This window comes from Xanthomonas sp. NCPPB 1826 (genome assembly GCF_056725285.1).
The window spans coordinates 2475395-2488580 of record NZ_CM161521.1 but is presented as its reverse complement, the minus strand read 5'-3'; the positions used below and the strand labels follow the sequence as shown (position 1 = coordinate 2488580).

The 13186-nt window shown below is 65.9% G+C and carries 11 protein-coding genes; 2 read left to right on the top strand and 9 right to left on the bottom strand.

Features of this window, described 5'->3' with window-relative positions; genetic code table 11:
• Nucleotides 1-17 precede the first annotated feature (17 nt).
• From AC1PLA_RS10705 to AC1PLA_RS10680, 6 genes are all read right to left on the bottom strand, one after another.
• Nucleotides 18-2816 (bottom strand): nitrate reductase, encoded by a 2799-nt coding sequence (locus tag AC1PLA_RS10705; protein ID WP_481106128.1) that lies wholly within the window; start codon nt 2814-2816, stop codon nt 18-20.
• Nucleotides 2813-3178 carry a nitrite reductase small subunit NirD gene (gene nirD / locus AC1PLA_RS10700; RefSeq protein WP_481106127.1) on the bottom strand — a complete coding sequence of 122 codons (366 nt, stop codon included), beginning with the start codon at nt 3176-3178 and terminating at the stop codon, nt 2813-2815. The genes AC1PLA_RS10705 and nirD overlap by 4 nt, the downstream gene beginning before the upstream one ends.
• Entirely contained in the window at nt 3175-5592 is a 2418-nt protein-coding gene (nirB, locus tag AC1PLA_RS10695; RefSeq protein WP_349792221.1) for a nitrite reductase large subunit NirB, read from the bottom strand. The genes nirD and nirB overlap by 4 nt, the downstream gene beginning before the upstream one ends.
• A gap of 58 nt (nt 5593-5650) precedes the next feature.
• Nucleotides 5651-6820, bottom strand: a complete 1170-nt coding sequence (locus AC1PLA_RS10690; RefSeq protein ID WP_181108624.1) for a nitrate/nitrite transporter — start codon at nt 6818-6820, stop codon at nt 5651-5653.
• Nucleotides 6821-7705: 885 nt separating this feature from the next.
• Nucleotides 7706-8776, bottom strand: coding sequence for a CmpA/NrtA family ABC transporter substrate-binding protein (locus tag AC1PLA_RS10685; protein ID WP_481106126.1), 1071 nt, complete (start codon nt 8774-8776; stop codon nt 7706-7708).
• Between the two features lie 4 nt (nt 8777-8780).
• Nucleotides 8781-9353 carry an ANTAR domain-containing response regulator gene (locus AC1PLA_RS10680; RefSeq protein ID WP_024940396.1) on the bottom strand — a complete coding sequence of 191 codons (573 nt, stop codon included), beginning with the start codon at nt 9351-9353 and terminating at the stop codon, nt 8781-8783.
• An 82-nt stretch (nt 9354-9435) separates the two neighbouring features.
• Between AC1PLA_RS10680 and AC1PLA_RS10675 the strand changes: the two genes are divergently transcribed.
• Complete coding sequence (locus AC1PLA_RS10675; RefSeq protein ID WP_481106125.1) at nt 9436-10437, top strand: NAD(P)-dependent oxidoreductase; 1002 nt, start codon at nt 9436-9438, stop codon at nt 10435-10437.
• A 27-nt stretch (nt 10438-10464) separates the two neighbouring features.
• Here the strand turns inward: AC1PLA_RS10675 and AC1PLA_RS10670 are convergent, their stop codons facing one another.
• The 3 genes from AC1PLA_RS10670 to AC1PLA_RS10660 are packed head-to-tail and all read right to left on the bottom strand — an operon-like array spanning nt 10465 to nt 12680.
• Nucleotides 10465-10827 (bottom strand): hypothetical protein, encoded by a 363-nt coding sequence (locus tag AC1PLA_RS10670; RefSeq protein ID WP_481106124.1) that lies wholly within the window; start codon nt 10825-10827, stop codon nt 10465-10467.
• Complete coding sequence (locus AC1PLA_RS10665; RefSeq protein ID WP_481106123.1) at nt 10811-11380, bottom strand: molybdenum cofactor guanylyltransferase; 570 nt, start codon at nt 11378-11380, stop codon at nt 10811-10813. The genes AC1PLA_RS10670 and AC1PLA_RS10665 overlap by 17 nt, the downstream gene beginning before the upstream one ends.
• A 46-nt stretch (nt 11381-11426) precedes the next feature.
• Complete coding sequence (locus AC1PLA_RS10660; protein WP_481106122.1) at nt 11427-12680, bottom strand: molybdopterin molybdotransferase MoeA; 1254 nt, start codon at nt 12678-12680, stop codon at nt 11427-11429.
• Nucleotides 12681-12891: 211 nt separating this feature from the next.
• On the opposite strand from AC1PLA_RS10660, the gene AC1PLA_RS10655 reads away from it, so the two are divergent.
• On the top strand, nt 12892-13179 hold the full coding sequence (locus tag AC1PLA_RS10655) for a PQ-loop domain-containing transporter (RefSeq protein WP_104595155.1): 288 nt from the start codon (nt 12892-12894) through the stop codon (nt 13177-13179).
• Nucleotides 13180-13186: the final 7 nt, after the last annotated feature.

The following is a 13186-nucleotide window of genomic DNA, read 5'->3' as shown; positions in this document are numbered from 1 at the left end:
GAGGTCGGGACAGGCACTCAGGCGTGTCGGGGTTGCCGGCACAGCCGGGTGAGTTGCGGAACACAGGAGCCGCAGACCGTGCCGCAGCCCAGGCGTTGCTTGAGCTGGTGCAGGTCGGCGCCGTTGTCGATGGCGGCACGGATCGCAGCAGTCGACACCTGCATGCAGCTGCAGACGATCGGGTCGCAGGGCGCGCCCTGCGTCTGCGCAAACACCGCCAGCCGCGGACCGTACCAGGGCCGGCCTGCCAATGCGCTGCGCAGCAACGCCTGGTTGGCCTCGCGGGGCTGCGCCGCGCTAAGCAGCAGGCCGTCGATATGGTTGTGGCCGTCCTGCATGCGCCAGCCCACACGACGCAGCAGCCCGCGGCGCAGGTCGCGGTACTCCAGCACGTCTGCACCGGCCGGCAGCTGCAATGCAGCGATCAGGCAATCGAGCCATTGCGCATCCGGCGCGCGTTCGCAGGCCGCATGCAGGACCGCCCAGTGCCCGCCGGCCTCGGCCAGCGACTCGGCATGCAGCCGCAGCGATGCATAGCCGCAGTCGCGCAACAGCGGCTGCAGTGCCTGTTGCAAGGCCAACGCATCGCCGCGCCGGGCAGCGAGCAGATGCCAGCCGAACACCGCCTTCTCCACCCGCACCGCCGCATGTTTGAGCTCGGGCTGTTGCGAGCGCGCATCCACCGCCGGGCTGCTCACTTCGTTGATGCCGCCGCTGGACAGGTGCTGCCCGCTCCAATGCATCGCGGCAAATACGCTGCCCGAGCGCAGCTCGTCGGACAGTTCCAGCGGCAGCACCAGCGCACCGCGCTTGCTGGCGATCTGCACCAGCTCGCCGGCGACCAGGCCGCGCCGCGCTGCGTCGTCCGGATGCATGCGCAACGCGGGTTCGGGGCTATGCGCAAACGCTGCCGGCACGCGTCCGCTGCGCGACATGCCATGCCATTGATCGCGCAGGCGGCCGGTCAGCAAGCGCATCGGAAAGCGGGCCGAGGTCGGCTCGGCCACCTTGCGATACGGCGTGGCGTGGAAGCGCGCGCGCCCGTTGCCAGTGGCAAACAGGCCATCGGTATAGCGCCGCGCCTGCCCGTGTGCGGCGCCGGCAGGGAACGGCCACTGCTGCGGCGCGTCATCCAGCAGCGGGTAATCCAGCCCGCCGATGTCCAGATCGCGCCCCACCGTCAAGGCGCGTTGCTCGTCGAAGATCTGCGCGGTGCTGTCGAACCCGAACAGACCTGCATCGCTGGCAGGTGCCAGACGCGCTTCGAGCCGGCGTGCCACTTCGCGGGCGATCCACCAGTCCGCGCGCGCCTGGCCCGGCGCGTCCACCGCCTTGCGCACGCGGGTGATACGGCGCTCGGAGTTGGTCACGGTGCCGTCCTTCTCGCCCCAGCTGGCGGCCGGCAACAGCACGTCGGCGTACGGCACGGTGTCGGTGCCGGAAAACGCGTCCTGCACGATCACCAGTTCGGCCTGTTCCAGTGCGGCGCGAATGCCATCCACCTCCGGCATCGAATGCACGGGGTTGGTGCAGACGATCCACACCGCCTTCAACGTGCCCGCACGCAGACGCTCGAACAACTGCACGGCCGGTGTGCCGGTCGTGGCACTCAGACGGCCGGCGGGCAAATGCCACAGACGTTCCAGTTCCGCACGATCGTCGGCATTGCCGATCTCGCGATGCGCCGCCAGCATCGTCGCCATGCCGCCGACCTCGCGCCCGCCCATCGCATTGGGCTGGCCGGTCAGCGAAAACGGCCCTGCGCCCGGCTTGCCGATCTGCCCCGTCGCCAGATGCAGATTGATCAGGGCCAGATTCTTGTCGGTGCCCTGCGCGGACTGGTTCAGGCCCATGCAGTACAGCGACAACGCCGCCGGGCTGCGTCCAAACCACTCGGCCGCCTGCACCAGGTCCTCGTGCGAGATACCGCAGATCTCGGCGCTCATGCGCGGGGTGTACTCGCGCAGCATGTGCTTGAGGGCGTCGAAATCCTCGGTATGCGCCGCAACGAAACGCTCATCCACCAGACCCTCCCAGATCAGGTGGTGCAGCATGCCGTTGAACAGGGCGACGTCGGTCCCGGGTTCGATCGCCAGGTGCAGGTCGGCCATGGCCGCGGTGTCGGTGCGACGCGGATCGATCACGACCCAGCGAATGGCGGGATTTTTCGCCCGCGCCTCTTCCAGCCGGCGAAACAGCACCGGATGCGCATACGCCATGTTGCTGCCGGCAAACAGTACCGTCTGTGCCAGCTCCAGATCCTCGTAACAGGTGGGCGGGCCATCGGCGCCCAGCGCCAGCTTGTAGGCGGTGACCGCGCTGGACATGCACAGGCGCGAGTTGGTGTCGATGTTGTTGGTGCCCAGCAGGCCCTTGGCGAGCTTGTTGAAGACGTAATAGTCCTCGGTCAGCAGCTGTCCCGAGAGATAGAACGCCACCGCGTCCGCGCCGTGCTCCTCGATGATCGCCGCCAGCTTGCCGGTGACGTGGTCGAGCGCCTGATCCCAGCTCACCGCCGCCCGCGGTGCCTGCCGATGGCGACGCAGCTCCGGCGCGAGTACGCGCCCCTGCGTACTGGCGGCGGTCTGCGGCAAGGCCAGGCCCTTGCTGCACAACCGGCCATGATTGGCCGGATGCAGCGGGTCGCCTTCGATGCCGACGATGCGTTCGCCATGCTTGTCGTGCTCGCTGTGGATCAGCACCCCGCAGCCCACCCCGCAGTAGCAGCAGGTCGAACGGGTGATGCGATGCATCGGTGCGGATGTGTGCGGCTGCACCGCCGCACCGATCAAAGGTAGCTGCTGGCCGTCGCTCATGCGGCCGGCTCGGCGACTGCATCCGGCAGCGATACCGGCTGCAACACGATCCATACCGCATCGGCTTCCACCTTGACCGGGTAACGCGGCGCGCAGCCCACATCCGGTGCGCAGGCCTGGCCGCTCTGCAAGGCGATCGCCCAGCCATGCAACGGGCAGGTCACCGTTTCGCCGGCCACGATGCCCTGCGACAACGGCCCGCCCTTGTGCGGGCAATGGTCTCGCAACGCAAACACCTGATCGCTGGCGGTGCGGAACAAGGCGATCGGTGCAATGCCCTCGATCTCGAGTACGCGCGCACCCAATGCAGGTAACTCCTGCAGCGCGCACACGCGAATCCACGCGGCCTGTTGCATGCTCATTCCTCCACCGTTGCGACCGGCGCGGCGATGCGCAAGGGTTGGTACTCCTGCCGCCGTTCGCCGGCGATACGCGCCTTCCACGGGTCGACCAGGCCTTCCAGCGAGTACAGCAGGCGTTCGTACAACGCACGCCGGTTGGCCGCGTCATCCACCACTTGTGCGCGGATGTAATCCAGCCCCACCCGTGCGATGTAGTGCACGGTGCGATCCAGGTAATACGCCTGCTCGCGATACAGCTGCAGGAACGCACCGGTGTATTCGCGCACTTCCTCGGCGGTGCTCACCTTGACCAGGAAGCGGGCGACCTCGGTCTTGATGCCGCCATTACCGCCCACATGCAGCTCCCACCCCGAATCCACCGCAATGATGCCGACATCCTTGATGCCGGATTCGGCGCAATTGCGCGGGCAGCCGGACACCGCCAGCTTCACCTTGTGCGGGCTCCACATATTGGCCAGCATGGTTTCCAGGTCGATGCCCATCTGCGTGCTGTTCTGTGTGCCGAAGCGGCAGAACTCGCTGCCCACGCAGGTCTTCACCGTGCGGATCGACTTGCCGTACGCATGCCCGGACTGCATGCCCAGATCGCGCCATACATCGACCAGATCTTCCTTCTTGACCCCAAGCAGGTCGATGCGCTGGCCACCGGTCACCTTGACCATCGGCACTGCGTATTTGTCGGCAACATCGGCGATGCGGCGCAGCTCGCCGGCATTGGTCACCCCGCCCTTCATCTGCGGAATCACCGAGAAGGTGCCGTCCTTCTGGATATTGGCGTGCGCACGTTCGTTGATGAAACGCGACTGTGGATCGTCGATGGCCTCATGCGGCCAGCTCGACAACATGTAGTAGTTGATCGCCGGCCGGCAGGTGGCGCAGCCGTTGGGCGTGCGCCATTCCATGAAGGCATACGCCTGCGCATGGGTCAGCAACTTGTGTTCGGCAATGGCGCGCCGCACATCGCCATGGCTCAGATCGGTGCAGGCGCAAACTGCCTTGGTTTTCGGCGTTTCCTGGAAGTTGGAGCCCAGGCAGTTCATCAGGATCTGCTCGACCAGGCCGGTACACGACCCGCAGGAACTGGCGGCCTTGGTGTGCTTCTTCACCTCGTCGACGGTGAACAACCCCTGCTCGCTGATGGCTTTGACGATGGTGCCCTTGCACACGCCGTTGCAGCCACAGACCTCGTCGCTGTCGGCCATCGCACTGGCGCGATCCTGTCCGCCGGTGCCGGCATCGCCCAGCGCGCTTTCGCCGAAGATCAGTTGATCGCGCTGCGCCTGGATCGGCGTGCCGTCCTTGAGCAGCTTGAAGTACCAGCCGCCATCGCTGGTGTCGCCGTACAGGCAGGCGCCGACCAGCACGTCGTCGCGGATCACCAGCTTCTTGTAGACCCCGCCGGCCGGGTCGGACAGCACGATCTCCTCGCAGCCATCGCCGCCCATGAAATCGCCGGCGGAAAACAGATCGATCCCGGTGACCTTGAGCTTGGTCGACGCCACCGAGCCGCGATAAATGCCGATGCCGAATTGCGCCAGGTGATTCGCGCACACCTTGGCCTGCTCGAACAGCGGCGCCACCAGTCCGTAGGCAATGCCACGATGGTTTGCGCATTCGCCCACTGCGTACACGCGTGGGTCGAAGCTTTGCAGACTGTCGTTGACCACGATGCCGCGCGCGCAGTGGATGCCGGCTTCTTCGGCCAGCCGCGTATTCGGGCGGATGCCCGCTGCCATCACCACCAGATCGGCCGGGATCTCGCTGCCATCGGCGAACTTCACGCCAATCACCTCGCCCTGCGCGTTGCCCAGCACTGCACTGGTCGCCGTGCTCAGCCTGAACTCCAGCCCGCGCGCGCGCAGGGCCTGCTGCAGCAGATTGCCGGCTACCGGATCGAGCTGGCGCTCCAGCAACCACCCGGCCAGATGCACCACGGTCACGTCCATCCCGCGCAGCTTCAGGCCATTGGCCGCTTCCAGCCCAAGCAGACCGCCACCGATCACCACCGCATGCCGCTTGCTGCGCGCGGTCTCGATCATCGTGCGGGTGTCTTGGATATCGCGGTAGCCGATCACGCCCTTCAATTCGTTACCGGGAATCGGCAACACGAGCGGCACCGAACCAGTGGCGATCAACAAGCGGTCGTATTCCGCCTCGGTGCCATCGGCGGCGATCACGCGGCGACGTACCCGATCGATGCGGGTGACCTCCTTGTTCAGATGCAAGCGGATGCCGTTGTCCTGATACCACTGCAACGGATTGAGCACGATATCGTCGAACTCCTGTTCGCCGGCCAACACCGGCGACAGCAGGATGCGGTTGTAGTTGGGATGTGGCTCGGCCCCGAACACGGTGATCTGGTACATGCCCGGCATCAGCTTGAGCAGTTCCTCCACGGTGCGGATGCCGGCCATGCCATTGCCGATGACGACGAGTCTGGGTTGCTTCATTGCCTGGATTCCTGTCGACATGTCAGACCCGCGCCGCGCCGGCGCTGGACCATTCGCTACGCCACTGTGTCTTGACCCCGGCCAGCAGCGCCCAACCACCGAGTGCGAACGCCGCGAACATCCACATGCCCATCGCATAACTGCCGGTGTGCTGCTTGAGCACGCCCAGGCCCGCAGCCAGCGCAAACCCGCCGATGCCGCCGGCCATGCCGATCAAGCCGGTCATCACGCCGATGTCCTGCGCAAACCGCTGCGGCACCAGCTGAAACACCGCGCCATTGCCGGCACCCAGGCACAGCAAGGTCAGTACGAACAAGGCCAGCGTCACCATTGCCCCACCCGCGCCAAAGCCTGCGATGCCCACCAGCGCAGCCACCAGCAGATAGACGGTGAGCAAGGCGCGCGTGCCGCCAATGCGGTCCGCAATCACACCGCCCAACGGACGCATCACCGAACCCGCCAACACGCAGGCAGCCGTCGCCCATCCTGCAGTACGCGCATCGAAACCGAACTGGTCGTGGAAGTAGCCGGGCAATGCACTGGCAAACCCGGAAAAACCGCCAAAGGTCACCGAATAGAAAAACATGAAGCGCCATGCGTCGCGATTAGCCACCAACACGCGGCCATAGTCGGACCAGCGCTTGCGCGCGACCGGTACTGGCGCTTCTTTCGCAATCAGGACGAATACGACCAGCGTCAGCAGCAGCGGAATGCATGCCAGTCCGAACACGTTCTGGTAACCGAACGCCAACGCCAACATCGGTGCGAACAACGCCGCCAGCACGGTGCCGGAATTGCCCGCCCCGGCAATTCCCATCGCGGTGCCCTGATGCTCCGGCGGGTACCAGCGCGAGGCCAGCGGCAGCGCAACCGCGAACGAAGCGCCAGCAATGCCGAGCAATACGCCCAGCAGCAACACCTGCCCCATGCTGTGCACGCCGAACTGCCAGGCACCAAACAACGAAGCGATCACCGCAAGTTGTGCAACAACACCCGCGCGCTTGGCACCGATACGGTCGGCCAGCATGCCCAGCACCAGCCGCAGCACCGCGCCGCACAGGATCGGCACCGCCACCATCAAGGCGCGCTGCTGCGTATCGAGCCCTAGCGATTGCGCAATCGGTACCTGCAGCGGACCGAGCAGATACCACACCATGAAGCTCAGGTCGAAATACAGGAAGGATGCGAACAAGGTGGGCGTGTGCCCGGATCGCCAGAACGAGCGCTGCATAGAGACCTCTTCGAATGCGATGGCCAAAAAAAAACGGCGCCCCTCCGGTAAAACCGGAAGGACGCCGTTGTCCTGGATGCGTGCGGATCGCCGTTGATCCGCTGCATCGTGTTCGTGTTGTGGCAGGTACGCCGTTGCACCTGCACGGAATCACTACGCAATCAACGTGCCAACTTGCTCACCTGAGCATCACGACGATACAAGTCATTGAAAAATAGCGCTTTGGATGCAGTCCGTCCGATTTCACGACAGTCTACCGACACGCCATTGCAGCTCACCAGTCCCGTCTTTTGTGCAGCCTTGCACCAACAGCGTGCACCCTGTATCGCAGGCTCTGTCGCTTGGCATGACTAACAGCGCCCAACAGAGCTAATACACGGCTGTGCTCGTAAGCCTCATCTAGGACGCGTGCATACCGATCAAATATCTAGGTCAAAAGCCGTGTCAGTCGAGCGCGCGGTGCCCTCGCCGCCCGCGGGACACGCCGTGAATCCGTCCGTGGAGGCTCGGTGGCAGCATCCATGCCGCCACACGGTCCCGCAATCGGCGAGGACACCGCACCAGGAAGTTTGCAGGCTGCTTTATTGAGAACTATGCACACCGAGCATCTCGACAAGTCCTTGCCCGCCCACCGTCGCGGGACCTTACGCTGCATGGATGCCGCGTAAGAGCCTACAGGGACGTACTTGCAGCGTGTCCTGCGAGGGTGGGCGGGCAAGGGCCCTGCACCAAGCCGCAGACCACATGCCTCGCGCCGTTGCCGTTGCCTCGGCTTTTGTCCGCAAGATCCAATGCATCCAGCGCACCCCAGCCTGACTTACCGCCTGATGCGCTCGGCACCCGGGCTCAGGGCGTATCGAACAACCGATTGCTGCGGTGGTCGCCCTCGGAGGAAACCACGCCCACGCGCGCGGCAGCGCGCCGATAGTTGTCCAGTCGATGGATGTCGCGCAGCCGCACGATGTCGTCTTCCTGGATGTCATGCCAGCCCCAGCGCTGGAACTGGGTCAGGAACCACTCCCCGTCCGACAGCCACGGCATGTTGACCGCGCCATCGCGATGGAAGGCCAGCGCTGTCACATCCTTCGCATGTGCCTCGGCTTCGACATCGGCATCCAGACAGGCAGCCAGATGCGCGGCCGACACCCCGATATGCTTCGGCTCGGCCAGCCATTGCGCACATTGCGCCCGATTTGCCGGGTCCGCATCCAGCCAGCGACAGGCATCCAGTACGCAGGCGGTCAGGCGTTCGCTCAACTCGGGTTGCAGCGCGGCGAATTCGCGTCGGCAAGCCAGCACCTTCTCCGGATGTCCGGCCCATAGCTCGCCACTGCGGATCACCCGGCGACCGCTGCCCTGCGCCTGCGCAACCGCAGCCCACGGCTCGCCGGAGCAATAGCCGTCGACCAGTCCACTGGCCAGGGCGTCCGGCATCTGCGGCGGCGGGATGCTGAGCACCTCCACGTCGCGCATCGGGTCCACGCCGCGCGCGGCCAGCCAATAATAGAGCCACAGCGCATGCGTGCCGGTCGGGAAGGTCTGCGCAAACACCGCGCGACGGCCCAGGCTGGCCAGCGCCTGCGGCAAGCTCTGCCCCTCTTCCAGGGCCTGCGCAAGCGCAGGCGCCAGCGTAATCGCCTGGCCGTTGTGATTGAGCGTCATCAACAGCGCCATCGGGCATTGCGGCCCGGCAATGCCCAGGTCGATCGCATACACCAGGCTGGCCAGCACATGTGCCGCATCGACCTCGCCGGCCAGCAGACGGTCGCGCACGCCTGCCCAGGAGGCCTGCCGTTGCAATTCCAGTTGCAGCCCATGGACGCGATCCAGGCCCAGCCGCTGCGCCGCGACCAGGGGCGCGCAATCGATCAGCGGCATGTAGGCCACGCGCAATACGGGGAGGTCGGCTTGGCTCATGTGTTCATCCCAGCAACTCGGCCATGGCCACGATGCGTCGCGCCACTTCGGCCAGTTTGACGCCCTGCTTCATCGCCTGCTGGCGCAGCGCCGCGTAGGCATCGGCCTCGCTCAGGCCGCGTTTTTCCATCAGCAGGCCCTTGGCGCGATCAATCAGCTTGCGGTCTTGCAGCGCCTGCTGCACATCGTCCAGGCGCTTGCGCATGCTGCTTTCCTGCGCAAAGCGCGCAAGCGCCACCTGCACGATCGGCGCCAGCCGCGCCGGCGCCAGGCCATCGACCACATAGGCGGTGACGCCGGCGCCGACAGCCGCATGGATCAAGGCATCGTCGCCATCGCCGGAAAACATCACCACCGGCCGCGGCGCATGTGCATGCAGCATCGACAGTTGCTCCAGGGTATCGCGCGAGGGCGAGTCGACATCGATCACTACCACATCCGGCTGCTGGCTCTGCACCGCGTGCAGCAAGGCACCGACCGAGGCCACATCGTCGAGCACCGTGTAACCGGCGCGCGTCAGTGCCTGACGCAGTTCGCCGATCGGCTTTTCGGTATCGTTGACCAGCAAGACACGCATTGGCGGCAGCGAGGCGTGGACGTGGCCTGATGGTGCCATGCAACATGCCGTCGGTGCGAGCCATCCTTTCGGAGTACGTCTGATGCCGTTGTTCCCGCTGTTCGCAAACCTGCAAGCGCGCGCCGTGCTGGTCATCGGCGGTGGCGAGGTCGCCACGCGCAAGGTGCTGGCGCTGCTCAAGGCCGGCGCGCAGATACGCCTGTATGCGCATGCGCTCTCGCCCGAACTGGCGGAACTGATGCAGGCCGGCCGTTTCGAACAACTGGGCGGCGAGTTCGATCCCGCCTGGATCGACGACGTGTGGCTGGTGGTCGCCGCCACCGACGATGGCGAGTTGAATCAACGCGTCGCCGCTGCCGCCGGTGCGCGTCAGCGCCTGGTCAATGTGGTGGACGATGCCGAGTTGTCGACCTATCAGGTGCCGGCCATCGTGGATCGCGACCCGCTGGTCATCGCCATTTCCTCCGCTGGTGCCGCACCGATGCTGGCACGCCGTCTGCGCGAACGGCTGGAACGCGAACTGGATGTTTCGGTGGGCCGCTTCGCCGGCATGTTCGCGCGTCATCGCGAGCGCATCCGCAGCCAGTTCCCCGACATGAACCGACGCCGGCGCTGGTTCGACCGCGTCATCGACGGCGACGTGCCCTTGCTGCTACAGGCCGGCAACGACGACGCAGCCGAAAGCGCCTTTATCGCCGCACTGGACGATGCCGGCGCGGTGCCGGCACGCGGCAGCGTGCAACTGGTCGGCACCGGCCCGGGCGATCCCGGCCTGCTCACCATCAAGGCGCTACGTGCGATGAATCTGGCCGACGTCCTGCTGATCGGCGACGACATCCCCGACGCGGTGCTGGAACTGGCAAGACGCGATGCCTCACGCCGCGCCTTGCCGCAGCAGGCCGACGCACAACAGCACCTGGTGCTGGAACTGGCCACAGAAGGCCTGCACGTGGTCGCGTTGCGCAGTGGCGCCGGTTACAGCGATGCCGATGCTACTGCCATCGAAGCGGCGCTGCAGGCGCGCGGCCTGGCCTGCGATCGGGTGCCCGGCATTGCTGCGGGGCTTGAAAAAATCAACGCATGAGCGCTGCGCGTGTGCGCTGATGACACTTCAGGCCTTCGGAAAGCGCTTGCGCGCACTGTCGCGCACGTCGATATCGAAGGTCACCTGCAACGCCGTCGGTTCGGCATGGCCAGCACCGGCATCGACGCTGAAGCGCAATCCCTCGCGGCTGGGCAATTGCCGTGCATGCTGTTCCAGCGCATCGCGCGGCACCGACAACTGCCAATGCCCGGCAGTGCAATTGCAGGCCGCGTCACCATCGCTCAGGCTGACGCTGTGGCGCAGCAGTCGCGCGCCCTGCCCGCTCGGCAAGCGGCTCAGATTCTCGATTGTGCGCCCGGCAAGCAAATCGGCCAATTCGGCTTCGTCGATGCGGAAGCGCAGCTGCTGAGCTTCAATCTGGATTTTCATGAATGAGCTGACTCCACTGCTCGGGCGTATTGCAATTGACGAACGCGGCGCGTTCGCTGGCGGTCACAGCGATGCGATGGCATTGCAGCGCAACCTGCAGGGCGCGCAGCGAACGTGACGAAACGGGGCCGGCCATCAGCGCAGTGAGCGCCTCACGCACCACGCCATCCAGGTACAGACGCATCGGCAGCATCTGGTCTTCAAAGGTAACGCAGCGCCGATGCGGTGGCGCCAACAGCTGCTCCAGCAATGACCGGGACAGCAGCGGCATGTCGACCGGCACCACCACCAGTGTCGTTGCATCGGCCAGCTGATCGATCACGCTGGCCAGGCCGCCAAGCGGCCCCAGGTCCGGCTGTGCGTCGGCAATCCCGGCGTAGTCCGGGCGATCGCCGCTGATCACCACATTGTGCGCGCCGGCATCGCGCAGCAACACCTGCATATGCTCCAGCAATGGACGTCCGCGCCACTGCAGCAGCGCCTTGTCCTGCCCCATCCGCGAGGAACGGCCCCCGGCCAGCACCACGCCCGTCCATGCAAGCCTCGCGCTCATGCCGTCTGCTCGCGGGCATGGCATCGCACGACGTGCAAGTGCTGGCTCACGGCGCAATCGCCGGTGCCGCCGGCTGCAGATGGCCCAGCCCGAACACCTGCGCTGTCGTACCGGGCGCGGCGCCTTCGTCCTGCGGCTCCAGTACCGCCCACGCATTGGCCTGCAACAACGGCGCCACGCGGAACGACTCCTGCTGCGGCAGGATCTGCACGCAGAGCACGCCGGCAGCGCTGCAGGTCAAACGTGCACGCAGGTGCTGCCGCCACAGCGGTCGTGCCTGCATCGGCGTCTCCAGCGCAACCTGCAAGCCGCGCTCGGCCGGCATGCCAAGCAAACCGCGCAGCGCCGGCTCCACGAAAAAGCGCAGCCCGGCAGCGCTGGCCATCGGATTGCCCGGCAAACCGACATACAGCGCACCGTCTGCGAAGCGCGCCAGCAACACCGGCTTTCCCGGCCGCACCGCAACCTTGTGGAACAGCACCGCCGCGCCATGCCGTGCCAAGGCATCGGGCACGAAATCGTAGCGCCCGCGCGACACCGCACCGGTGCTCAGAATCACCTCGGCGCCCGCATCGCGCGCCTGCGCAAGCGCCAGATCGAAGCCGGCATCGTCATCGCCCACCTGTCCATGCCAGACCAGTTCGGCACCGGCTGCACGCAGCTGGCTGAGCAGATAGCTGCTGGTGCCATCGCGAATCTGGCCAGGCCGCAACGGCTGCGCCGGATCGCCGATCAACTCGCGGCCGGTCGCAATCAAGGCCACACGCGGACGCCGCACCACCTGCACCCGCGCACAGCCCAGCCCGGCCAGCAGCATCAGGTGCGCGGCGAGCAGCACGGTACCGGCCTCGATCACGCGGTCGTGCAAGGCCACATCTTCCCCACGTCGACGAATATGCTGACCGGCGCGGATATCGGCGCGCAGCCGGATGCGGCCGGGCCGCGCGCCATCGTGCGCCAGCACGTCCACCTGCTCGATTGGCACCACTGCATCGGCACCGGCAGGCAAGCCGGCACCGGTCATGATTTCCCACGCGCTGCCCGCCGCAATGCCAACTACATCTTCGCCCGCGGCAACGCTGCCACCGATCTCGTGTTCGCTACCGGCGATCGCGCCACGGCCGGCCGTGACCAATGCAAATCCATCCATCGCGCTGTTGTCGAACGCCGGCAACTCGGCCGGGCTCGACAACGCCTGCGCAAGCACCCGTCCCTCGGCATCGGCGCTGTCCACCCACTCGCCGGCAAGCACGGCGATCTGCTGATGGACAATCGCAAGTGCGTCGGCGTAGCTGATCATGAGCAAGGCACGGTCGACCGGTGGATGACCTGGCTAGGATACCGGCCCCCGACGCGGCCGGTACAGGCGCAGCGATCGCGGCATCACCGCATGCTGCTGCATGTGCGCCCTCGTCTCGACCAGGGCGCACTTCGCTTGAAGCCGCTAGAACGCAGCGCCTACACGGCAGATCGCACAGTGGCACGTAGTTCCCCCACGGTATCTGTGCCGCATGCAACTCGTCGACCTTGTGGGCTGGCTCGCCAGTGCCGTCCTGATTGCCACCTTGATCCGCCAGATCTACAAGCAATGGCGCTCGGATGCGGCACAGGGCGTGTCTCGCTGGCTGTTCATCGGCCAGATCAGCGCCTCGGTGCTGTTCATCCTCTACAGCTACCTGGTCGACAATGCCGTGTTTATCGTCAGCAACGTATTGATCCTACTGACCGCCCTCACCGGGCATGTGCTGCACCGGATCAAGCAGCGTCGGATGGAGCGTCACGCGGGCAGTATTGGCTAGCCCTGCC

Bases quoted from the DNA above. Each gene is read 5' to 3' on its own strand.
- AC1PLA_RS10675 (WP_481106125.1), top strand. From the start codon at position 9,436: ATGCCGTTGTTCCCGCTGTTCGCAAACCTGCAAGCGCGCGCCGTGCTG.
- AC1PLA_RS10655 (WP_104595155.1), top strand. From the start codon at position 12,892: ATGCAACTCGTCGACCTTGTGGGCTGGCTCGCCAGTGCCGTCCTGATT.
- AC1PLA_RS10660 (WP_481106122.1), bottom strand. From the start codon at position 12,680: ATGATCAGCTACGCCGACGCACTTGCGATTGTCCATCAGCAGATCGCC.
- AC1PLA_RS10680 (WP_024940396.1), bottom strand. From the start codon at position 9,353: ATGCGTGTCTTGCTGGTCAACGATACCGAAAAGCCGATCGGCGAACTG.
- AC1PLA_RS10670 (WP_481106124.1), bottom strand. From the start codon at position 10,827: ATGAAAATCCAGATTGAAGCTCAGCAGCTGCGCTTCCGCATCGACGAA.
- nirB (WP_349792221.1), bottom strand. From the start codon at position 5,592: ATGGCCGGCATCCGCACCGTGGAGGAACTGCTCAAGCTGATGCCGGGC.
- nirD (WP_481106127.1), bottom strand. From the start codon at position 3,178: ATGAGCATGCAACAGGCCGCGTGGATTCGCGTGTGCGCGCTGCAGGAG.
- AC1PLA_RS10665 (WP_481106123.1), bottom strand. From the start codon at position 11,380: ATGAGCGCGAGGCTTGCATGGACGGGCGTGGTGCTGGCCGGGGGCCGT.
- AC1PLA_RS10705 (WP_481106128.1), bottom strand. From the start codon at position 2,816: ATGAGCGACGGCCAGCAGCTACCTTTGATCGGTGCGGCGGTGCAGCCG.
- AC1PLA_RS10685 (WP_481106126.1), bottom strand. From the start codon at position 8,776: ATGAGCCAAGCCGACCTCCCCGTATTGCGCGTGGCCTACATGCCGCTG.